The organism is Curtobacterium sp. NPDC087082 (assembly GCF_044745045.1).
Taxonomy (GTDB): domain Bacteria; phylum Actinomycetota; class Actinomycetes; order Actinomycetales; family Microbacteriaceae; genus Curtobacterium.
Map to the genome: position 1 here is coordinate 208963 of NZ_JBIUZN010000002.1, position 21964 is coordinate 230926.

Below are 21964 nucleotides of genomic sequence, written 5' to 3' on the forward strand. Positions count from 1 at the left end.
GGGGGTCTTGGGGTGTGTCTCTTTTTCCCCCCCCCCCAAAAAACCAAAAAAACAATCATAAAAAAACACCCCACCCCCCCCCCGTGTGGGGGGGGGGGGGGGCCCCCCCCCCCCCCCCGCCTCCCGTCCGTCCGTCCGGACCCGCGAGCGCTACTTGCTCGCGACCACCTCGCGCAGCAGCGCCGCCGTCTCCGACGGCGTCTTGCCGACCTTGACGCCGGCGGCCTCGAGCGCCTGCTTCTTCGCCTCGGCCGTCCCAGCGGAACCCGACACGATCGCGCCGGCATGGCCCATCGTCTTGCCCTCCGGCGCGGTGAAGCCCGCGACGTAGCCGACGACCGGCTTGGTGACGTGCGCCTTGATGTAGTCGGCCGCACGCTCCTCGGCGTCGCCACCGATCTCGCCGATCATGACGATGGCCTCGGTCTCGGGGTCGGCCTCGAACGCGGCGAGCGCGTCGATGTGCGTGGTGCCGATGACCGGGTCGCCGCCGATGCCGATGGCGGTCGAGAAGCCCAGGTCACGCAGCTCGTACATCATCTGGTAGGTCAGCGTGCCCGACTTCGAGACGAGACCGATCGGGCCCTTTCCGGTGATCGTCGCCGGGGTGATGCCGACGAGCGACTCCCCGGGGGTGATGATGCCGGGGCAGTTCGGGCCGATGATGCGGGTCTTGCCACCGAGGGCCTTGGCGTGTGCCCAGAACTCCGCGGAGTCCTGCACGGGGATGCCCTCGGTGATGACGACCACGAGCGGGATCTCGGCGTCGATGGCCTCCACCACGGCGTCCTTCGCGAACGCCGGCGGCACGAAGACGATGGAGACGTCGGCACCGGTGGTGTCGATGGCCTCGCGCACGGAGCCGAACACCGGCAGCTCGACGTCGCCGTGGGTCACGGTGGTGCCGGCCTTGCGGGCGTTGACGCCACCGACGACCTGCGTGCCGGCCTTGAGCATGAGCGCGGTGTGCTTGGTGCCCTCGCCGCCGGTGATGCCCTGGACGATGACCTTGGAGTCCTTGTTGAGGAAGATCGACATGGTCAGTCCCTTCAGGCCGCTGCGGCGGCGAGTTCGGCGGCCTGCTCGGCCGCGTCGTCCATGGTCGCGGCGACGGTGACGAGCGGGTGCGCTGCCTCCGCCAGGATCCGACGACCCTCTTCCACGTTGTTGCCGTCGAGGCGCACGACGAGCGGCTTGGTGGCCGCGTCGCCGAGGATGCCGAGCGCGGCGACGATGCCGTTCGCGACGGCGTCGCAGGCGGTGATGCCGCCGAAGACGTTCACGAAGACGCTCTTCACCTGGGGGTCGCCGAGGATGACGTCGAGGCCGTTGGCCATGACCTCGGCCGAGGCGCCGCCGCCGATGTCGAGGAAGTTGGCGGGCTTCACGCCGCCGTGGCGCTCACCGGCGTAGGCGACGACGTCGAGCGTCGACATGACGAGCCCCGCACCGTTGCCGATCACGCCGACCTGGCCGTCGAGCTTGACGTAGTTGAGACCGTGGGCCTTCGCCTTGGCCTCGAGCGGGTCCTCGCTCGCGGTGTCCTCGAGCGCCTTGTGGCCCTCGTGCCGGAAGTCGGCGTTCTCGTCGAGCGAGACCTTGCCGTCGAGCGCGAGGATCTGGCCGTCGCCCGTGCGGACGAGCGGGTTCACCTCGACGAGGGTCGCGTCCTCGCCCTTGTAGACGTCGTAGAGCTTGACGAAGACGTCGGCGACCTGGTCCACGAGCTCCGCCGGGAACCCGGCCTGCTCGGCGATCGCACGACCGGCTGCGGCGTCGATGCCCGTCAGGGGGTCCACCTCGACGCGGGCGAGGGCCTCGGGCTTCTCGACGGCGAGCTGCTCGATCTCCATGCCGCCCTCAACGCTCGTGAGCGAGAGGTACGAGCGGTTCGCCCGGTCGAGCAGCACCGAGAAGTAGAACTCCTCGGCGATGTCCGCGCCCTGGGCGATCATGACCCGCTTGACCGTGTGGCCCTTGATGTCGAGGCCGAGGATCGCCTGGGCGTGCTCGTAGGCCTCGTCCGGGGTCTTGGCGACCTTGACGCCGCCGGCCTTGCCGCGACCGCCGACCTTCACCTGCGCCTTGACGACGACGACTCCGCCGATCTTCTCGGCCGCCGCCCTCGCCTCGTCCGGGGTGTCGGCGATGATCCCCTGCAACACGGGGACGCCGTAGGACTCGAAGAGGTCCCTGGCCTGGTACTCGAAAAGATCCACGCTGTTCTTCTTCCCGCACGTTCCGTGCGATCGGCATCGGTTACCCGGTCGCCACACTCACCATCGAGGGTCGCTCGATGTCGAGACAACGGCCGGGAGCCAGCCTAGCGCCGGCAGGTGGACGCGCGGTGCGCGCCCGTCACGTCGTGCGCGCACCCGTCGGTCGGGAGGCGCGGATCACCTCCGCCCCGCCCGATCCGCTGGGCGCACCCGTCGAACGGTCCCCCAGCGTCCGCCCGGCAGTGTGGAACGGTGAACGACGCCCTCCGTACCCGCGCCGCCGACGTGTTCGGCTGGCACCTCCGCCCCGACCAGGAATCCGTCATCGACGCCGTGCTCGACGGGCGTGACGCGCTCGCCGTGATGCCGACCGGATCGGGGAAGTCCGCGATCTACCAGGTCGCCGGCCTCGAGCTGGACGGCGTCGTCGTCGTGGTCTCGCCCCTCGTCGCGCTGCAGGAGGACCAGGTCGTCGGACTCGAGCACCACGAGGGCGCTCCCCGCGCCGTCGCGATGAACGCCACGAGGAAGGCCCGCGCCGTCGCCGAGGCCTGGGACGCCGTCGCCGCCGGTGCGGTCGGCTACGTGTTCCTGGCGCCCGAACAGCTCGCGAAGGACGACGTGCTCGAGCGACTCCGCGACGCCGGCGTCGTGCTGCTCGCCGTCGACGAGGCCCACTGCATCTCGTCCTGGGGCCACGACTTCCGCCCGGACTACCTGGCGCTCGGCGAGGTCGCGGAGCGTCTCGGCCGTCCGCCCGTGCTCGCGCTGACCGCGACCGGCTCCGCTCCGGTGCGGGACGACATCGTCGAACGGCTCGGCATGCGCGACCCGTTCGTGCTCGCGTCGGGCTTCGACCGGCCCGGCATCCGGCTCGAGGTCGTCCGGCACGCCGAGGACGCCGAGAAGCGCGCGGCCGTGGTCGAGCAGGTGGCCGAGCTCGACGGCGCCACCGTGGTCTACGTCGCCACCCGTGCCGCGACCACGGAGTACGCGGACGCGCTCGCCGCCCGGGGTCGTCGGGCCCGGCCGTACCACGCCGGCATGCCGATCCGGGAGCGGGAGGCCGTGCACACCGGGTTCCTGGACGGCGACGTCGACGTCGTGGTGGCGACCAGCGCGTTCGGCATGGGCATCGACAAGCCGGACGTCCGGTACGTCGTGCACGCCGACGTGCCCGAGTCGATCGACGCCTACTACCAGGAGATCGGGCGAGCAGGACGGGACGCCGAACCCGCCGGCGCCACCCTGCACTACCGCGCCGAGGACTTCGGCCTGCGCACGTTCTTCGCGTCCGGGGCACCGCGCCCCGCTTCGGTCCGTGCCGTGTTCGACGCCGTCCCGGCCACCGGCTCGTCGCCCCGTTCGGCGGTCGAGGAGGCCTCGGGCCTCTCCGGCCGGACCGCGGGTCGCGCGCTCAACGCCCTGCTCGACGCCCGGGCCCTGCGCGAGGACGTGGACGGGATCGCCCGGGTGCCGGACGGTCCACGGGACGCCGGCCGTGCGGCCCGTGCCGCCGCGGACCGCGCCGCCGAGCGGGAGCGGGTCGAGGAGTCCCGGATCGCGATGATGCGCCAGCTCGCCGAGACGACCGGCTGCCGGCGGCAGTTCCTGCTCGGCTACTTCGGGGACGAGCTGCCGGAACCGTGCGGGAACTGCGACACCTGTTCGTCGGGGACGGCCGACGAGGCCGCCGCACACGTCGCCGACGGCGCCAACGACACGGCCTGGCCGCCGGACGCCCGGGTCGAGCACGCCGAGTGGGGCACCGGTGTCGTGATGAGCACGGAGGAGGACCGCATCACGGTGTTCTTCGAGTCCGCCGGCTACCGCACGCTCGCGCTGGCCGACATCGAGCGGCACGACCTGCTCGAACGGCTCTGACCCGCCGGGACCGCCCGGGCGGGGAAGGCGCGGTCGCTCGACCACCCGTCGGCGACCGCGCTCCACTCCCCCGAGCACCCGCGATGCTGCCCTGGCGGCGTGACCGGCAGGTGTCCCCCGGGTGAACACGACACGAAACCGGACGCCCGTCGAGGCCTGACGGGTAGGCAGGAAGCCCGCAACGGAAAGGAACCACCATGAGCGATCCCGGCATCAGCCCCGTCGACGACTTCGAGGCCCAGCAGCGTCGCGACGACGACGTCGACCGCGAGCACGTCGGCCCGTACGAGGTGGACGAGTCCGAGGAGTCCCTCGAGACCGTCACGAACGACGCCGTCGCCGGCGAGACCGTCGAGCCGCAGCCCGGTGACGGTACCGACGACGGGCCGACCGGTGGCTCGCCGCGCGAGGGTTCCCCCGACCTCTGGGAGCACGACGACGACGAGGACCGCCCCGACCTCGGGAACGACCTCGGCACCAAGCCCCTCTGACCGACGGCCCCCACGGAGCACGGCCCAGTACGATCGGGCCGTGCTCCGTCGCGTCCAGGACAGTGTCCGCAGCATGCCCGCCGTGGCTCGGCTGCTGGCCCTCGCATCGCTCCTGCTCGTCGCGGCCGCGGCGCACACGGGTGTCCGGTCCGGTGTGACCGACTGCGGTCCGGGCACGTACGGACCACCGTGCGGCACGAACGTGCTCTGGGTGCCGCTGGTCGTCGCCGGGGTGCTGCTCGCGGTGGTCGCCGGATCGCCGAGCCACCTCTGGCCGCTCCCGGCGATCTGGCTGGTCGCCGTCCTGGTCGCCGCCGCCACGGGGCAGGTCGGGAGCGCGGCGTTCCTCGTCGCCGCCCTGGTGGGCGGGACGCTCGCGCTCGCCGCCGCCATCGTGATCGACGTGCTCCCCCGCCTCCGCGCCGGACGGCGCGGGCCACGACCGTGAGCGGTCGCCGGACGGGAGGAACGGGGCCGGGCCCGCGCCGTCCCTCCAGTCCGTCCTCGGGCGGGGTCCCGGAACGCGACCTGCGTCGGTTCCTCGCCGACAGCACGCCCGTGGCCGCCGGAGGCCGGGCCATCCTGCTCCAGGTCGCCGACCCTGTGGTCGCAGCGGGGGTCCGGCGGCACTCGGACTTCGCTCGACGGCCGCAGCAACGGCTCGCCCACACCCTCACGTTCGTGTACGCGGTGGTGGTCGGGACCGACGCCGACGCTGCCGTCGCGGCCGGCTTCGTGGACCGCGCCCACCGGCCGGTCGCCGGAGCCGACGACGTGGACCGGCAGCTCTGGGTGGCCGCGACCCTGTACGACTCCGCGATGCGCGCCCACGAGCTGTTCGGTACGCCCGCGGGACCCGCGCTGGCCGAACGCGTGCTCGACGCCTACGCCCCGATCGGAACGGCGCTGCGCGTGCCGGCGGACCGGTGGCCGGCGACCGTCGCCGACTTCGACCGGTACTGGACCCGCACGCTCGCCGGGCTCCGCGTCACCGACGACGCCCGCGGCGTCGTGCGCGACCTGCTGCACCCCCGGTTCGCGCCGCTGTGGGTTCGGGCCGCGATGCCGCTCGTGCGGGTCGTCACCGTCGGGATGCTCCCGGACGCCCTCCGGTCGCAGTACGGCTTGGCGTGGGGGCCGCGCGAACAGCGGCGCTTCCGGCGGACCGTGCGCCGGGTACGGGTCGCACGGGCGATCCTGCCCGGGTGGCTGCTGCGGCTGCCGGGGCCGCTGCTCCTGCGGACGATGCGGCGGTACGCGGGCGGGGGTCAGCCGGCGAGGACCCGGACCGCGTAGTCGCCGACCATCACCACGTCACCGGGTCGGGCCACGACCTGCGCGCCACCGACGCTCGGCTCCTGCGCCCCGGACGCCCGGACCACCACCGTGCCGTTCGCGGAGCCGAGGTCCTCGACCACGAGTCCACCGTCGCCCGTCGGCCGGATCGCCGCGTGCTCGCGCGACACCGAACGACCCGGGTCGTCGAGCAGCACCGCACGCCGTCCCGGTGCCGTCTGGACCTTGCGCCCCAGGACCACCGGCTGGTCGAGCGGCACCACGTTGCCCGGTGCGACCTCGAGCACGAGCCGCGGCACCACGCCGATCGTGGGGAGCGGCTGGTCGGTGTGCACCACGGCGTCCGGCTCGCGGTCGGACACCGGTGCGCTCGGCAGCACCCACGCCCGCGACAGGTGACCGGCCTGTCGATCGCGCTCGACCTCGGCGTGGGTGACGACCGGACGCTCCGGTGTCCCCTCGTCCTTGCGACGTCGTGCCACGGTGTACCCCTCGTTCTGGTTCTTGTCCCCACCTGGTGCGAGATGCAACGGAATCAAGTATCGTCGAACCGCCGGGGGGCTCCCGGTACATCAAATACCGCATCGGGAGGGTATGCACATGGCAAACGTCAACGTCACCTACGACGATCTCCGCAACCAGGCTTCGCAGCTGCGCAACGGCCAGAAGTCCATCGAGGACCAGCTGAGCCAGCTCAAGAGCCAGATCGACAACCTCGTGTCGTCGGGCTACGTCACCGACAAGTCGTCCAAGGCGTTCGACGCGACGTACTCGGAGTTCAACTCCGGCGCGACGCAGACGATCCAGGCGATCGACGGCATGGCCGGGTTCCTCGAGAGCGCGGCGAACACGCTCGAGTCGACGGACGAGCAGCTCGCTTCGAGCATCGGCTAGTCAGGACCAGCACGACGGTGGCCGGCGCCTGGGGGTGCCGGCCACCGCTCTCGCCGCAGGGGCGGCGTCGAACGACCAGCAGCAGTAGGAATCCACCGGGGGAACCGTGGCCGGCACCATCAAGCTCGATCTCGACCTGATCGGGAATCTCGCATCCGACCTCTCGAGGCTGCACGGCGACTTCCAACACGTCGCCTCTGCCGCATCCGACTACAAGACCGGCATCGGCTCGATGACGGTCGGCAGTGCGATCGACGACTTCGCCGGCAACTGGGACATCCGGCGCGGGCGCCTCCAGGAGTCGATCAAGGCCGTGGCCGAGATGGCCGAGAGCGCGCACGACGGCTTCACCCAGACCGAGGTCGAGCTCGCGAACAAGATCCTCGGGAAGGACAGCTGATGGCACGGCCCAGCGACTGGAGCGCCGTCGACATGCAGCTCGACCCGGTGCCCGGCGACCCGGCCGAGATCCGGCAGTCCGCCTCCGGTGCCCGTTCGATCGAGCAGGCCATCACCGAGCAGGTCAACCGCCTCAACAGCCTGAAGGACGGCGAGGGCTGGGAGAGCGAGTCGGGGACGAAGTTCCGCGACTCCGCCGGAGACCTCGCCGGCGCCATCGAGAAGGCCAAGGGCCGCTACACCGAGCTCGCCGCCGCGCTCGACCAGTGGGCGGACGGGCTCGAGGGGCTCCAGCGCGAGGCCGACGCAGCCCTGCTGCAGGCGCAGGACGCGCGGGACGCGCACCGCGCTGCCGCGAACCAGACCATCACGGCCGAGGCCGACAGTCCGGAACACCAGGACCAGGTCGACGCGCAGGACCGGGCACTGAGTGCGGCGCAGGGCGACATCGACGCGGCGAAGGCGATCATCCACCGGCTCGCCGGGCCCTTCGGCGAAGAGGGCGAGTACGGGGAGCTGGCCGGTCGGGTCGCCGATCGCATCCGACAGGGCGCGGACGACGGGCTGAAGGACGGCTGGTTCGACCACGTGAAGCAGGCGATCCACGGGGCGCGCGGCGTGCTCAACGTCATCAAGGATGCGCTCGACGCCGTCGGCGCCGTCCTTCTGGTCGTCACCGTGGTCGCGGCCATCTTCTTCCCCGTGGCGCTCCCGGTGATCGCCGCCATCGGGCTCGCTGTGGCCGGCGCGACGCTGCTGATCACGGCAACGCAGGCGGTGGCGGGTGACGCGAGCGCGGGGGACGTCGGCAAGGACGCCCTCGGCTTCGCACTGGCCGGAGTCGGGTTCGGTGCCGCCAAGTACGCCGGCTCCGCGATGGGGCTGCTGCGGGGCGCAGTGGGAGAGACACGTGCAGCATCGGCTGCCGCTGCGGCGCGAAACGCGAACGCCGGAGTGGGCGGCGAGCTGAGTGCGTTCCTCCGGGGTGGCGATGCCGGCATCCGGGAGGCAGAAGCGGTCGGACGGAAGCCCCTCACGGCGTTGCTCGACACGTACGTGACCGGCGGTCTGATGGAGACCGCTCAGGTCCTCAAGCTCGCGCCGGATTCCGCCCTCGCACGCGAGGCAGCGACGCGCGCAGCGCTGGCCAACGGTGTCGTCGCCGGCTCCGGACTTCCCGGTCTCCCGGATCTGCCGGAACCCGTGGTGAACGTCGTCTCCGCCGCCACGGACTGGAACGGGTACTGGAAGTCGAAGAGCGAGATCCACGTCGGTTCCCTGTGACGCAGTACCGAGTCCTCTTGCCCGACGGGTGGTACCGGTACCCGGTCGACGGCGATCCGAAGCGCGCTTCGCGAGCGTTCGCCGATCGTCACCTGGTCCTCCGCGGTGGGGACGACCCGACGGCCGTGGAGGCACGGTGCCGCGCGCGCGACGACATCCGCTCCGCCTTCAGCACGATGGCGAACGCGGGGACGACGGACCTGTACTTCTTCGACGGCCAGTTCGGCGGAGTGCCGATGAACATGTTGTTCACGGTCGGTGTGGTCTACCTCGGACCGACGATCGCCGATCTCGAACTCCCTGCGGTCGCTCCGGTGCTCGGTGCATCGACGACGCTCACGGAGTTGCCCGTGGGGGAAGCACTCCGGGCGCGGTCCGAAGGAGAGATCGACGGAGGAGGATCGCTGCCGGCGTCGCTCCCCGGTGACATCGCCGCGGCGTTCCTCGCTGCATCGGGATCAGGCGGGCCAGCGAGGACGACTCGCGTGGACTACCTCCTGCCAGTGCCGCAGGAGCACGGCTCCTTCGCGCTGATCTCGTTCCAGTGCGCGGGCGATCCGTTCGTGGACGAGCGCGTTGCACACTTCGACATCCTGATGACCGGCTTCGCCTGGGACGGCGGGCGATGAAGTTCACATGGCCACCGACCGACACGCTCCGTCCACTCGACCTCGAAGCGCATCGTCGTGATCCCTCGAGTGCGCCGACGATCATCAGACTCCTCAACGAAACGGATGCAGCAGCAGCCTGGACGGTCCTCGAGGACTCGCGCGAGGTCGGCTGGGTCGCCGTCCGCACGGCCCCGCTCGACGGCCGTCCCGCCGGGGTCGCCCGGGCTGGCCTCCGTGCGCCTGATCCGATCGGGCCGATCGAGGAATCGATGCTCCCCACGAGCAGCGGCGACGCGCTGCGACTGGTCCAACGCCTCGCGCTGGAACGGCCGGACGGCGCAGCCTTCGTCGTGGTCCAAGCATCGTGGTCCTGGGTCGTGGGTGACGAGCTCGTCGTCCTCTCATCGAGCAGCGCCGAACCCGCACTCGCCGAGCTGTTGATCGCACGCATCGACGCCCTCGCTGCGAAGATCGTCATCGATGCTTGAAACCCTTGCCCGCCCTGCTGCGTCGAGCGACCGGGCGGCCGCTGCGACCAGTGCCATGCGGCTCGTCATCGACGAGCGAGATCGGCTCGTCGTCCTCGACCAGGGCGGTGAACGAACGACGACGGACACCGTCGCCCGCGCCTGGTTCCTGAACGGCGACGTCCTCCCGAGGCACCTCGCGCCCACAGCCAGCAACGGCGCCGTGCTGATCGAGGACGTGAGCGGCAGCCTCTACCTCGTTCCGATCGACGATTGGTGGATGGCTCCCGTCTCCATCGTGCCGAAGGAACTCGCACTCCGCTCGAGCGGTCTCTCCGCGTTGCTCGATCGTTTCGGCACCGATGATCCACCGCCCGGCCACTTCGCCTCGGCCCACGTCCTGACACCCACGGATGAGCGGCGACGCCGCAGGATTCAGAAGATCCTGGTCGTCGTCATCCTGCTCGGACTCGGCGCATTCCTGACGGATGCATTCGGCCCGATCGTGCTGGCGATGACCCGCACCCCCGACGCCCCGGCCTTCGGATGGATCTCGGCCGGTGCAGCCGCCGCCAACGCATTGGTGGTGCTGGTCGTCGCCGCAGGGCGCAGGCGTCGGCCCAGGAGCGCCGACGCGCCGGCACTCCGGCCCGTGGCCGGCCCCTCCTGGTTCCGCAACGCGGCGTCGATCAGCGCGGACGACCAGGGTCTCGTCCTCGTCGACGGGCAGGGCATCGCGCAACGGTTGGCAACACCGGATCGGCATCTCGGGCCGGATGCCCTGGTGCGCGCGGCGTTCGTGCACGACGAGGACCCTCGAGTGCTGCTCATCGACGGAACGGACACCGTCCGCGCGCAGTTGCCGCTGCGTCTGTGGGCGCCGTCGCCGGACGAGGCACTCGTCCTCCGAGAGTTCCTGCAGCGTCTCGGTGTCCTTACCGTCGCATCCGACGATCTGCGCAACCAGCCCGCGCTCGCGCTTGACGAGATGCGCAGCAGCCGCGTCGGCCCGTCGTCGCTGATGCTGCCGAACGTCCTGGGCGCCGTACCCGCGTACCCGTTCCTCGCATCGTCGGCCTTCACGACGGTCGTGCTCGCCGGGGCTCGGTCGGCGGGCCCCGGGGACACCGCGACGATCGTCACGGCGCTGTTCGCCGCCATCGCGGTCGCAACGGTCGCCGCGGTCTTCGTCGTCGAATCGAGTTCGCGCCTCCCCGTCGCTCGCATCCGTCCGGAACAGCACGGACGTCCGGACCAGCCAGCGCTCACCCGACGCCACCTCGTCGCTGTGGGCATCCCGCTCATCGGAGCAGCTGTCGCCGTCTGGTACTTCGAGCAGGGCAACATCTTCTCTGCGACCAGCATCCTGCTCCTGGTGCTCGCCGTCCCACTGGTCTCGTGGCTGACGTTCCGTCGCCGTCGCGCAGAGCGGGGAAAGGCACCGGTCGGGCTCGGACGGTGGATCGTGATCGGAGCCCCGAGAGGAGACGAATGACTCGCCTGCTGTGGAACTACAACCGCGCGTGGACGCTGCTCGACGACGAGGGTGAGGTCGACGAGGTCACCGACGCAGCGGTGGAGCATGCGCTCGCGCAGGCGAAGCAGCGGCCGAAGCGTCGAGAACGCACGGTGCTCCGAACGGTCGTGCGTGACATCGCCGCCTTCCAGACCGCGGCGAAGGCGGAGACCTGCTTCGTGCTCTCGACCACGGCGCCGACGGTCCGAGCGATCGCGTACACGGTCGTGCACACCGTCGCCGGTGTCGACCGCGCGGACACGTTCATCGACGACGCTCGTGCACCGCGGGCGTCCGGCATCGGCGACGCCAGTGTCGGGAGACTCGACCTGCCCGTCGGCCGTGCAACGCTCGTGGAGATGCGGGAACGCAGCACCGGCGGCCGGGGGCGGCCGGTGATGCAGGTCGTTCGTGCGATCATCCCCATCGTCGACGGCTTGAACGAGCTCACGGTGGTCGTGTCCTTCTTCGTCCCGGACGAGAACGACAGCGCCCTCGCTCGGCCCATGCTCGATGAGCTCCTCCGCGACCTGCGCATCGACTGGGGGTGAGCGTCATCGGCGGGGCGGAGACGGTCGCCCACGCGGCCGTGCTGAGCGACCGACGCGCCGCGCGGGGTCAGGTGGAGTCACTCGCTGTCGTGGACGACCGCTTGTACGGCGTGCGGTCGACGGGCCACCTCGCGCTCACCGGGCGGATCGTGGCCGCTTGGGCCCTCGACTGGTCGGACGTCCCGCGCTCGATCGTCGCGAGTCCCGGCAACGGAGCCGTCGCGATCCGCGACGAGCACGGACGCGAGTTCATCGTGCCGATCGACGACTGGTGGATCACGCCGTCGAGCCCGACGCTCTTGTCCACCGCACTCGATTCGAGCGGTCTCGCGTTGCTGATCCAGCAGTACGGAGCATCGGCAACGCTCAACGGAACCCCACGACCCACGGTCATCCTTCCTCGGCCACCGGCGTTCTTCACCCGTGCCGAGCTCCTCGTGCGCGTGGCGGTCCTCGGGGGTGGTGCGCTCATCCCGCTCTCCGTCGCCTCCGCCCTCGTCGTGGCAGCGACGGCGCATCGCCTGCTCTGGGAGTTGTGGAGCCTCCCACAGATCGCGGCATCGATCGCTGTCGTCGTCGCTGCCTTCTCGGTGATCATCGGCAGGCGACGGATCACGAGGGAACCGACTGACGCGGTCCGACCACACGGACCAGCTTGGTTCACGAGTACGGCATCGCTGTCGGTCAACGGTGGTCAGCAGCTGGAGCTCACGGACGGCCAGGGCATGTGGCGCCGTCTGGAGACTCCCTGTTCGACGCTGTCCCCGATGGCGGTCAGCCGTGTGGTGTTCACCGACCACGCTCGTCGCACTGCTCTGCTGGTCGACGGCACCGGTACCGTTCGCGCAGAACTGGATGCAGCGACCTGGTACCCGGACGGACCCGACCAGCTGACGGCGCTCTTCAACGCATCCGGCATCCTGACGGCGCATCAACCGGACGTGCGGTCTTCTCCGGCGCAGCGCCTCGACACCCGATCCAGCCTGGACATCGCGAAGGGATCACTGTCGTCCTGCAACGAGCTCGGGGTCGCACGGGTGACGCCGGTCCTCGTCGCAACCATGTTGCCGGTCCTGGGTTCTGCGACGTCGTTCGCCGCGGGACTGCCCTGGGCCGGTGCACTGTGCCTCGCGCTCGCTGCGACGAACGTCGGCCTCACCTGCTGGCTGGGCTGGACGGAGACGTCTGTGCGCGTCGGCGACCCGACGAGAGTCGCGGTCGACAAGCCCAACCGGATGAGCGGACGGTCCGCAGCGCTGACGATCGTCGTGCTGGCTTCGCTGCTGACCCTGCTCTGGACCGTTCCGGCCCAGCGCTGGGACCTCGTCGTCGCAGCCGTCTTGCTCGCGATGGCCCTCCCCGGTCTCGCTTGGGTGGCGTACCGGCGTCGAGCACTGATCAACGGGAGCGGCCCACTGGCGCTCCACCGGTGGTGGCTCAGCGGCGCATCACGAGGAGAGGAATCATGAAGAACCTGCACTTCCGCCGATCGACGCCTGGACGTTCATCGAGCCCGGGGCGCCGGATGAAGTCGGGACGGCCGCTGCCACTCGCGCGGTGAGCTTCGCGGAGACGGCCGTGTCGTCGAGGGACCGTGCCCGCCTCGTGCGCGAGTTCAGCGACCTTGCTCGGTACCGCGACACGTTCGAGGCGCCGGACTTCGCCGTCCTCACCACGAACAGACCGTCAGTGCACGTCATCGCGCACACCGCGGTGCACTACCTCGTCGGAGACGGAGCGGCCGACTTCGTGATCGACGACTCCTGGGCGGAGCGCCGCGATGGATCGCTCACTGCTGACCCCGAGATCACGACGACACGCACCGCGCTGGGTACCGCCACACGGATCCTGCTCAGACACACTTCGGAACCGAGCAGGTTCCTCCGGAGACGATCCGTCAAGACCTCGGTCCGATGGGTGCAGCCGTTCTCCGACGAATCGCTCTCCCGCACGGCCGTGCTCACATCGGTGATCGCGCACGAGAGCAACGTCGATCTCGCGCTGCCGCACGTGGACCGGCTCGCGCTCAGCCTCGAACTCCGGGAGACGTCATGAGCGGCGCCGCGGACCCGACGCCCGTCGGCCTCCCCGACCTCGAGGGCCTCGCCGGCGCGGACTGGTTGGTCGTCCCGCTGCCGGAGGACGTCCGGGGCAAGCCGAAGCGCTGGGCGAACTCGACTACCTACCGGCTCTTCCCCTGGTACGTGCGACCGTTCAAGACCGTGGAGGTCATCTTGACCGCTGGGTCGCTCGAGCAGCACTGCAGGATGAGCGCGCCCGACCTCCGGTTCGTGTTCTTCCGCCCGCAAATCACATCCCCGACGGACACGACGACCGTCTCCGTCACCGCGACCGGAGACAGACTGGACGCTACCGGCATCCCGCCCTTCGAGGGCCTCCGCGCCGGCGCCCAGACGGTGTGGGAGCAGACAGCGGAGACGTGGCCGTTCGTCGATGCGACGGGAGCCGTGGTCGCGCGCTGCTGGCGTTTCCGATCCGGCACCCTGACCATCACGGTCACCGGTCTCGGCGATCACGCTGAGGCCTTCACTGCCGCTGAGACGTCCCTGGAGGCGTTCGTCCGACGCATCCACAACGCGAGGTGAGCGCTGGGGCTGGACGCGTCGCAGGTGAGCCGACCCGTTCCCCTGCACCGCGCCTCCAGTCCGACCGCCCATCCACAAGCCGGACGCAACCCGGCCTGCGCGGCGCAGGAACCTGCGAGAATCGACCCATGAGCGGCAGCACGACGCTGCGGGGGGCCTCGACGGGGTGCTCCGCGACGACCAGGACCCACGACGTGGCAGGTGCCGCGTGCGCCTGACGTTCACCGCGACCCACCTGCCGACCGACGCCACCGCGGACTTCGTGGTCGAGTGCGACGAGGACACCGTCCTCGGCGAGGTCGTCGAGATCGTCGCCCGTCGCTTCGGCCTGAGCGCCGAGTCCATCGTCGAGGTCGCGGTCGACGCCGTCCCGACGACCCCGCACGCCCGGCTCGGTGACGGTGTCCTGCTCGAGGGGTCCCGCCTGACCTTCGGCGCCCCCGCGCCGGTCCTCCCGCTGCCGGCCGACCTGCCGAGCGTCCGCATCGTGGGCGGGCCCGGAGCCGGCACGGTCGTGGTGCTGGACGCGGGCATCGCACACGTCGGTTCCGCTCCGGACGCCACGGTGCACCTGCCGGACCGCACCGCCCCGGAGTACGCGGCGATCCTGCGCCTCGACCTCAACCGGCGGTTCTCGATCATCCCGACGCGCGGCTCGCGCGTCCTCCTCGACGGCACGGAGCTCGACGAGGAGACGTCCGTCGAGCCCGGCAGCGTCGTCACGATCGGCGACACGCTGCTGTCGGTCGCGGTCCCGGACGCCGACCGGGCGGCGATCACGCTGACACCAGGTGGCGGGACGCTCGACTACACCCGGCCGCCGCGCCTGCTGCCGGAGGAGACCCCGACGGTCTTCAAGCTGCCGGCGGCGCCGGGGCAACAGTCGCGCCGCTCCATCCCGATCATCGCGGCGCTCGCGCCGCTCGGCATGGCGGCCGTGATGATCTCGATCTTCCACAACGTCGCGTACCTGGCCTTCGGCCTCATGTCGCCGATCATCATGTTCGGCAACGCCTGGTGGGACCGCCGCAACGGCAAGAAGACGCACCGGCAGCGGGTGGCCGAGTACGAGGAGACGAAGAAGGCGGTCGAGGCGGACGCCCTGGAGGCAGTGGTCCGGTACCAGCGCGAGTCACGCACCAGCGCGCCCGACCCGGCGACGGTGCTCGACATCGCCCTGCGCCGTCGCGCCCGGCTGTGGGAGCGTCGGCGGACCGACCCCGACTACCTCACGCTGCGCGTCGGCACGGCGGACGTGCCGTCGGGCGTCGTGCTCGAGGACCCGGCAGCGCTGGAGCACCGGCGGGCGGTCGACAAGCTGGCCGAGGACGTGCCGGTCGTGGTCGACCTCGGCGAGCACGGGGTGGTCGGTGTCGCCGGACGCGACGAGCACACCAGGCACCTCACGTCGTGGCTCGTGGCGCAGCTCGCGGTGCTGCAGAGCCCGCGGGACACCCAGTTCGTGGTGCTCACCGACGCGCAGTCCGCCGACGAGTGGGCGTGGCTGCGATGGGTGCCGCAGGCGCGACCGGGCTTCGGGCAGGACGCCGTCATCGCGATCGGCAACGACGCCGAGACGCTGGGCGCGCGGGTCGCCGAGATCGGGCAGCTCATCGACGCACGGCAGCGGGCGATGCGCGAGTCGAACGTGCGGGGGATCCCCGGTCCCGACGTGGTCGTGGTGCTCGACGGCGCTCGACGGCTGCGCGCACTGCCGGGCCTGATCCGCATCCTCAAGGAGGGCCCCGCGGTCGGCGTCCGGGCGATCTGCATCGAGGAAGAGGCACGCCTGCTGCCCGAGGAGTGCTCGGTCGTCGTCACGGTGGGTCCGGAGCGCATCCGTGTCGCCACCCAGCGTCAGGCGACGGTCACCGACGTCCGACCGGACCGCATCCCGGACGGCTGGTTCGAGACCGTCGCCCGGGCGGTGGCGCCGATGGTCGACGCCGACGACGAGAGCGATGCCGGTGGGCTGCCGTCGTCGTCGCGACTGCTCGACGTGATGCTGCTGGAACCGCCGACGGCGCGGGCGATCACGGGCAAGTGGAACGTGCGTGCGCGCACCACCGAGGTGGTCGTGGGCGAGAGCCTGGACGGCCCGTTCGCGTTCGACCTCCGCAAGGACGGCCCGCACGGCCTGGTCGCCGGCACGACGGGGTCGGGGAAGTCCGAGCTGCTGCAGACGATCGTCGCGTCCCTGGCGGCGACGAACACCCCGGAGGGCATGAACTTCGTCCTCATCGACTACAAGGGCGGTGCGGCGTTCCGCGACTTCGCGCCGCTGCCGCACACGGTCGGCATGGTGACGGACCTCGACACGCACCTGGTGGAACGCGCCCTCGAGTCGCTCGGCGCCGAGCTCCGTCGCCGCGAGCACCTGCTGGCCGACGCCGCCGCGAAGGACATCGAGGACTACGTCGACCGCCTCGTCCGCGGTGAGCCGCTGCCGCCGATGCCGCGCCTGCTCATCGTGATCGACGAGTTCGCGAGTCTCGTGCGCGAGCTCCCGGACTTCGTCACGGGCCTGGTCAACATCGCACAGCGGGGACGGTCGCTCGGCATCCACCTCCTCCTCGCCACGCAGCGTCCGACGGGTGTCGTGTCGAACGACATCCGCGCCAACACGAACCTCCGGATCGCGCTCCGGGTCACGGACTCGAGCGAGAGCACCGACGTCATCGACGCCGGTGACGCGGCGCAGATCCAGAAGAGCACGCCCGGCCGCGGGTACATCCGGCTCGGTGCCGGCGCGCTGCTGCCGTTCCAGGCCGGTCGGGTGGGCGGCCGGCGTCCGGGGCTGTCGACCGGACGCAAGCAGGTCTGGGCCGGAGCCGTCTCGTGGTCGTCGCTCGGCACCACCCCACCGGCGCCACCGAAGTCGAAGGAGCTGCAGGCGGAGGAACGCACCGACCTGCAGGAGCTGGTCGGTGCGGTGGCCGAGGCGGCGACGGAGCTCGGTGGACCGGCTCCCTACCGTCCGTGGCTCGACGCCCTGCCGGAGACGCTGCTCTTCACCGACCTGAACGACCGGGCGTGGGAGCTCGACGACAGCAGCACGACCGATGCCCGGGTCGGCCCGCTGCCCTTCGCGCTGCAGGACTTCCCGGCCGAGCAGGCGCAGCGCGTCCGGAGCCTCGACCTCGACTCGGACGGGCACCTCTACGTGGTGGGTGCTCCACGGAGCGGTCGGTCGCAGGTGCTCCGCACGATCGCCGCCGCGGTCGCCCGGAACACCTCGGCAGCCGACGTCCACGTGTACGCGCTCGACTGCGGCAACGGTGCGCTGCTGCCGATCCAGGCCCTCCCGCACGCCGGCGCCGTCGTGCAGCGTGTGCAGACCGAACGCGCGCAGCGTCTCCTCACGAAGCTCACCCAGGAGCTCGCCCGCCGGCAGCAGGTCCTCGCCGACGGCGGGTTCGCGAGCATCGTCGAGCAGCGCGCGGCGGCGGTCGTGCCGGCCGACCGGCTCCCCCACATCGTGTTCATGCTCGACCGGTGGGAAGGGTTCGTCGGCTCGCTCGGCGAACTCGACCACGGTGCACCGACCGACCAGGTGATGACCCTCCTGCGCGAAGGGGCGAGCGTCGGCATCCACCTGGTGGTCACCGGGGACCGTCAGCTCCTGTCGAGTCGGATGGCGACCCTGGTCGAGGACAAGCTCGTCCTCCGGCTCTCCGACCGCGGTGACTACGGCCTCGCGTCGCTCAACCCCCGCAAGCTGCCCGAGCAGGTCCCGGACGGACGGGCGTTCGCGTCGGAGTCCGCCACCGAGACGCAGATCGCCCTGCTCGCCGCCGCCGGCACCGGCCAGTCGCAGGCCGCGGCGATCACCGCGCTCGCGACCTTCGCGACCGAACGCGACCGCTCCGTCGAGCGGACGCGTCGGCCGTTCCGCGTCGACCAGCTGTCCGGGCCGGTGCCGTTCGACCGGGCGTGGGAGATGCGCGACGACGACGCCGCCCTGTTCGGCCTCGTCGGCATCGGCGGGGACGACCTCACCGCCATCGGGCCGGACCTCGCCGCCGCGGGCTCGTTCGTCGTGGGCGGTCCCGCGAAGTCCGGTCGGAGCTCCGTCCTGCTGTCGATCGCACGGTCGGTGCTGCGCGAGGGGGGCGAGATCGTGCTCGTCACCCCGCGGCAGTCGCCCCTGCGCGCCCTCGCGTCCGAACCCGGCGTCCTCGGCGCGCACGAGGGCGTCGACGTCACCGAGGCCGACCTCGCACCGCTGTTCGACGGACAACCCGGCCGCCGGGTCCTCGTCATCGACGATGCCGAGCTCGTCAAGGACGCACCCGCGAAGAGCTGGCTGCAGGGCTTCGTGAAGAGCGCGGCGGACAACGGGCAGGCCATCGTCGCGGCAGGGTTGACGGCCGAGTTCGGCGTCGGGTTCACGGGCTGGCAGGTGGACATGAAGCGACGTCGGTCGGGGGCGCTCCTCAGCCCGCAGGCGATCACCGAGGGCGACCTGCTCGGCATGCGCCTGCCGCGCAGCAGCATCGTCGAACGGGTGCAGGTCGGCTCCGCGCTGGTGCACCTCGGCGACGGCGAACTGGTGTCGGTGCAGGTTCCGGTCCCGTGATCGCACCCCGGTTCTTGTCACACTGACAAATACCGTGGTACGGTCGGGTCATGGCAGTCGAACTCAGCACCCGGACCACCCGGGGCACCCAGGCGACACCGACGTTCTCCACCATGCGGTTCCCCGCCGGTGAAGCACACGTCAAGGTCGCACACGACGCCGACGCGGGGGACCTCATCGAGATCGCGACCCTGCGCGGCACGAACGGCGACGACCTCCTCATGCTCGGCATGTGGGCGGACGCCGTCCGGCAGCGCGGATCCCGGTCCGTCGCCCTCGTCCCGTACCTGCCCGGCGCCCGGCAGGACCGCGGCCTCCCCTTCGGCGCGAAGGTCTACGCCGACGTCGTCAACGGCTTCGGGATCGACCAGGTCATCGCGTTCGACCCGCACTCGCCGGTGATGGTCGACCTGATGGAGCGCCTGACCGTGGTCACGAGCGAGACCGTCGTCCGCGACCAGGTCGTCGCCGGCTCGGACTACAGCGGGATCATCGCCCCCGACAAGGGCGCGGTCGCGCGGGCGACTGCCGTCGCCGACGCCTGCGGGTTGCCGGTGTTCCGCGCCGAGAAGCAGCGCAACCCGGACACCGGCAAGCTCGACGGCTTCACGTGCGAGCCGCTGCCAGACTCCGGTCGCCTGCTCGTCGTCGACGACATCTGCGACGGGGGCGGCACGTTCATGGGCCTCGCGACCGCGACGGGGCTGACGAAGGACCGCCTCGGCCTCTGGGTCTCGCACGGCGTCTTCTCCGGCCGGGCCCCGCAGCTCGCCGAGCACTTCGGGGAGATCGTCACGACGGACTCCTACCCCGCGCAGAACGCCATCGAGGGCCTGCGCACGATCGAACTCACCCCTTACCTGACGGAGCAGATCCGATGACGCAGACCGACACCACCACGACCGGCACCGACGGCACCACCGGCATCGCGCCCCGCCTCACCGGCCCGAGCCCGATCGCCCCGCTCCTCGCCGTCGACGGCTACAAGCACTCGCACCGGCAGGTCTACCCGGCCGGCACCACCCGGATCCTCATCAACTGGACGAACCGTTCGAACGCGCACATGCCCGAGTCGACGCACGCCGTGGTGTTCGGCCTGCAGGCGTTCATCCAGCGCTCCCTCGTCGAGGCGTGGGCGCCGTTCTTCGCCGCGGACGAGGACGAGGTCGCCGGCCTGTTCGAGCAGGCACTGCAGGGGTACTTCGGCCCGAACCACATCGGCACCGAGCACATCCGGGCACTCCACCGCCTCGGGTACCTCCCGCTCGAGATCCGCGCGCTCCCCGAGGGAACCCTCGCCCCGATCGGCGTCGCGACCCTCACCGTCGAGAACACCGTCGACGAGTTCTTCTGGCTGCCGAACTACATCGAGACGGCCCTGTCGGCCTCGATCTGGCACCCGTCGACCGTCGCGACGAAGGCACTCGAGTACCGCGACCTCATGGAGGACTGGGCCGCCCGCACCGGCGCCGACCCGGCCAGCATCGACTTCGCCGCGCACGACTTCTCCTTCCGAGGGCAGTCGAGCATCGAGTCGGCCGCGGCCGGTGGCGCCGGGCACCTCCTCTCGTTCCTCGGCACAGACTCGATGCCGTCGCTCGACTTCATCGACCGCTACTACCCGGGTGACAACGGCTGGGTGGCCGCGAGCGTCCCGGCCACCGAGCACAGCGTGATGTGCGTGCGCGGCGCCGAGGGCGAGCTGGCGACCTTCGAGCAGATCCTCGACGTGTACCCGACGGGCATCGTGTCGGCCGTGAGCGACGGGTTCGACCTCTTCAAGGTGATCACCGAGACGCTGCCGCAGCTCAAGGACCGGATCACGGGTCGCGACGGCAAGCTCGTCATCCGCCCGGACTCGGGCGACCCGGTGGACATCGTCACCGGCACCGTGCACGGGGTCGACACCGCGGCACTGACCGACCCGGCCCGCAGCCACGAGGAGAAGGGTGTCGTGGAGCTCCTCGACGAGATCTTCGGGCACACCGTGAACGACCAGGGCTTCAAGGTCCTCGACCAGCACATCGGCGTGATCTACGGCGACAGCATCACCCTCGACCGTGCCCGCCGCATCTACGAGCGACTCGCCGCCAAGGGCTACGCGAGCGACAACATCGTGCTCGGCATCGGCTCGTACACGTACCAGTACATGACCCGCGACAACCTCGGCAGCGCGGTCAAGGCCACCTGGGCGCTGGTGGACGGCGAGCCCGTCGACATCCAGAAGGACCCGAAGACGGGCAGCGGCAAGAAGAGCGCGAAGGGCCGGATCGCCCTGCACCGCGACGAAACCGGCGAGATCCGCCAGACCGACCAGGCCACCGCCGAGGACGAGGCGACGAGCCTGCTCCAGCCCGTGTGGGTCGACGGTCGGTTCCGGGTCCTGCAGTCGTTCGCGGACGTGCGGGAGACCCTCCGCCGCGAACGCACCGAGCGCGCCGACCGCGCGGCCCGTCAGACGGCGGCGTGACGGACGGCACCTCGGCGGCCCGCGACCAGCCGCTCATCGCGATCGACGTCGTCCCGATGTCGTTCACGACGAGCGACGGGTTGCGGGTCGCCACCGCGCGTCGCCAGTACGCGCCGTACGCGGGCCAGGAGGCGCTCCCCGGCGTGCTCCTGGAGGGTGCGGAACTCCTCGCCGACGGTGCACGACGCGCACTGCGCACCAAGACCGGGATCGACGCGGCGGCGGTCCGGCACCTCGCGCAGGTCGGTGCGTTCGACGGACCCGACCGCGACCCGCGGAGCGCCGCGATCAGCGTCGCCTTCCTGGCCGTCGTGGCACCGGCGGTGACGACCCCGACGCCGGTCGCGGCGGCCGCTGTGGTGGCCCCGCCCTCGGCCGGACCCGCGGTCTGGCGCGTGCCCGGGGGAGACGACCCGCGCCTCCCGTTCGACCACGACGCGATCATCCGAGCCGCCCTCGACCACGTCCGCACCCGGATCTGGCGCGACCTGCCGCTCACGCGCGCGTTGCTCGGCGAGGTGTTCACCACCTCCGACGCCTCCGCGCTGCAGACCGCACTGACGGGCGTGCAGCCGGACCCGGGCAACACGAACCGGGCGCTGCGGACCAACCCGGCGCTCGTCCGGGCCGACGCACCGGCCACGGCCGCGGTCCGTGGCGGCCGTCCCCCGGCAACCTGGACGTGGGCGGGCTGATC

21 protein-coding genes are annotated in these 21964 nt (G+C 71.3%); 18 read left to right on the plus strand and 3 right to left on the minus strand.

The annotated features are described in order from the left end of the window. Positions 1 to 150: 150 nt before the first annotated feature. Positions 151 to 1038 (minus strand): succinate--CoA ligase subunit alpha, encoded by an 888-nt coding sequence (gene sucD, locus ACIPEP_RS06305; protein ID WP_261646601.1) that lies wholly within the window; start codon positions 1036 to 1038, stop codon positions 151 to 153. 11 nt (positions 1039 to 1049) lie between these two features. Then, positions 1050 to 2219, minus strand: coding sequence for an ADP-forming succinate--CoA ligase subunit beta (gene sucC, locus ACIPEP_RS06310; protein WP_070417747.1), 1170 nt, complete (start codon positions 2217 to 2219; stop codon positions 1050 to 1052). 252 nt (positions 2220 to 2471) lie between these two features. Here sucC and ACIPEP_RS06315 point away from each other — a divergent pair, with 252 nt between their 5' ends. From ACIPEP_RS06315 to ACIPEP_RS06330, 4 genes are all read left to right on the plus strand, one after another. Further along, positions 2472 to 4103, plus strand: coding sequence for a RecQ family ATP-dependent DNA helicase (locus ACIPEP_RS06315; RefSeq protein WP_402716782.1), 1632 nt, complete (start codon positions 2472 to 2474; stop codon positions 4101 to 4103). Positions 4104 to 4300: 197 nt separating this feature from the next. Then, complete coding sequence (locus ACIPEP_RS06320) at positions 4301 to 4594, plus strand: hypothetical protein (RefSeq protein WP_070417745.1); 294 nt, start codon at positions 4301 to 4303, stop codon at positions 4592 to 4594. A 40-nt stretch (positions 4595 to 4634) separates the two neighbouring features. After that, positions 4635 to 5042, plus strand: a complete 408-nt coding sequence (locus ACIPEP_RS06325; protein WP_229085236.1) for a hypothetical protein — start codon at positions 4635 to 4637, stop codon at positions 5040 to 5042. After that, positions 5039 to 5890, plus strand: coding sequence for an oxygenase MpaB family protein (locus tag ACIPEP_RS06330; RefSeq protein ID WP_402716783.1), 852 nt, complete (start codon positions 5039 to 5041; stop codon positions 5888 to 5890). The genes ACIPEP_RS06325 and ACIPEP_RS06330 overlap by 4 nt, the downstream gene beginning before the upstream one ends. On the opposite strand, the gene ACIPEP_RS06335 is transcribed toward ACIPEP_RS06330, so the two are convergent. After that, a complete protein-coding gene (locus ACIPEP_RS06335) occupies positions 5863 to 6420 on the minus strand; it encodes an FHA domain-containing protein (protein ID WP_175473636.1) in 558 nt (185 codons plus the stop codon). The two genes, ACIPEP_RS06330 and ACIPEP_RS06335, sit on opposite strands and share 28 nt — an antisense overlap. A 70-nt stretch (positions 6421 to 6490) precedes the next feature. Between ACIPEP_RS06335 and ACIPEP_RS06340 the strand changes: the two genes are divergently transcribed. The 14 genes from ACIPEP_RS06340 to ACIPEP_RS06405 all read left to right on the plus strand — a co-directional run bounded on the left by ACIPEP_RS06340 (position 6491) and on the right by ACIPEP_RS06405 (position 21962). After that, positions 6491 to 6784: a WXG100 family type VII secretion target gene (locus ACIPEP_RS06340; protein WP_070417742.1), complete on the plus strand. Its 294-nt coding sequence runs from the start codon at positions 6491 to 6493 to the stop codon at positions 6782 to 6784. A 106-nt stretch (positions 6785 to 6890) separates the two neighbouring features. Continuing rightward, positions 6891 to 7184, plus strand: a complete 294-nt coding sequence (locus ACIPEP_RS06345) for a hypothetical protein (RefSeq protein ID WP_070417741.1) — start codon at positions 6891 to 6893, stop codon at positions 7182 to 7184. Continuing rightward, the gene (locus ACIPEP_RS06350) at positions 7184 to 8467 is read left to right on the plus strand and encodes a WXG100 family type VII secretion target (RefSeq protein WP_402716784.1); all 1284 of its coding nucleotides are present in this window, start codon (positions 7184 to 7186) and stop codon (positions 8465 to 8467) included. The genes ACIPEP_RS06345 and ACIPEP_RS06350 overlap by 1 nt, the downstream gene beginning before the upstream one ends. Before the next feature lie 17 nt (positions 8468 to 8484). Continuing rightward, positions 8485 to 9096 carry a hypothetical protein gene (locus tag ACIPEP_RS06355; RefSeq protein ID WP_402716785.1) on the plus strand — a complete coding sequence of 204 codons (612 nt, stop codon included), beginning with the start codon at positions 8485 to 8487 and terminating at the stop codon, positions 9094 to 9096. Continuing rightward, complete coding sequence (locus ACIPEP_RS06360; RefSeq protein WP_402716786.1) at positions 9093 to 9566, plus strand: hypothetical protein; 474 nt, start codon at positions 9093 to 9095, stop codon at positions 9564 to 9566. Before ACIPEP_RS06355 ends, ACIPEP_RS06360 begins: the two co-directional genes overlap by 4 nt. Beyond that, on the plus strand, positions 9559 to 11040 hold the full coding sequence (locus ACIPEP_RS06365; RefSeq protein WP_402716787.1) for a hypothetical protein: 1482 nt from the start codon (positions 9559 to 9561) through the stop codon (positions 11038 to 11040). The genes ACIPEP_RS06360 and ACIPEP_RS06365 overlap by 8 nt, the downstream gene beginning before the upstream one ends. Then, entirely contained in the window at positions 11037 to 11612 is a 576-nt protein-coding gene (locus tag ACIPEP_RS06370) for a hypothetical protein (RefSeq protein WP_402716788.1), read from the plus strand. The genes ACIPEP_RS06365 and ACIPEP_RS06370 overlap by 4 nt, the downstream gene beginning before the upstream one ends. Beyond that, positions 11609 to 13081, plus strand: a complete 1473-nt coding sequence (locus ACIPEP_RS06375) for a hypothetical protein (protein ID WP_402716789.1) — start codon at positions 11609 to 11611, stop codon at positions 13079 to 13081. The genes ACIPEP_RS06370 and ACIPEP_RS06375 overlap by 4 nt, the downstream gene beginning before the upstream one ends. 88 nt (positions 13082 to 13169) lie before the next feature. After that, the gene (locus tag ACIPEP_RS06380; protein WP_402716790.1) at positions 13170 to 13667 is read left to right on the plus strand and encodes a hypothetical protein; all 498 of its coding nucleotides are present in this window, start codon (positions 13170 to 13172) and stop codon (positions 13665 to 13667) included. Beyond that, positions 13664 to 14218: a hypothetical protein gene (locus ACIPEP_RS06385; RefSeq protein ID WP_402716791.1), complete on the plus strand. Its 555-nt coding sequence runs from the start codon at positions 13664 to 13666 to the stop codon at positions 14216 to 14218. The genes ACIPEP_RS06380 and ACIPEP_RS06385 overlap by 4 nt, the downstream gene beginning before the upstream one ends. 208 nt (positions 14219 to 14426) lie before the next feature. Continuing rightward, positions 14427 to 18797, plus strand: coding sequence for an FtsK/SpoIIIE domain-containing protein (locus ACIPEP_RS06390; protein WP_402716792.1), 4371 nt, complete (start codon positions 14427 to 14429; stop codon positions 18795 to 18797). 50 nt (positions 18798 to 18847) lie between these two features. Continuing rightward, positions 18848 to 19678, plus strand: coding sequence for a ribose-phosphate pyrophosphokinase (locus ACIPEP_RS06395; RefSeq protein ID WP_402716793.1), 831 nt, complete (start codon positions 18848 to 18850; stop codon positions 19676 to 19678). Next, on the plus strand, positions 19675 to 21267 hold the full coding sequence (locus ACIPEP_RS06400) for a nicotinate phosphoribosyltransferase (protein WP_402716794.1): 1593 nt from the start codon (positions 19675 to 19677) through the stop codon (positions 21265 to 21267). The genes ACIPEP_RS06395 and ACIPEP_RS06400 overlap by 4 nt, the downstream gene beginning before the upstream one ends. Further along, positions 21264 to 21962, plus strand: a complete 699-nt coding sequence (locus ACIPEP_RS06405) for an NUDIX domain-containing protein (RefSeq protein WP_402716795.1) — start codon at positions 21264 to 21266, stop codon at positions 21960 to 21962. Before ACIPEP_RS06400 ends, ACIPEP_RS06405 begins: the two co-directional genes overlap by 4 nt. Positions 21963 to 21964: the final 2 nt, after the last annotated feature.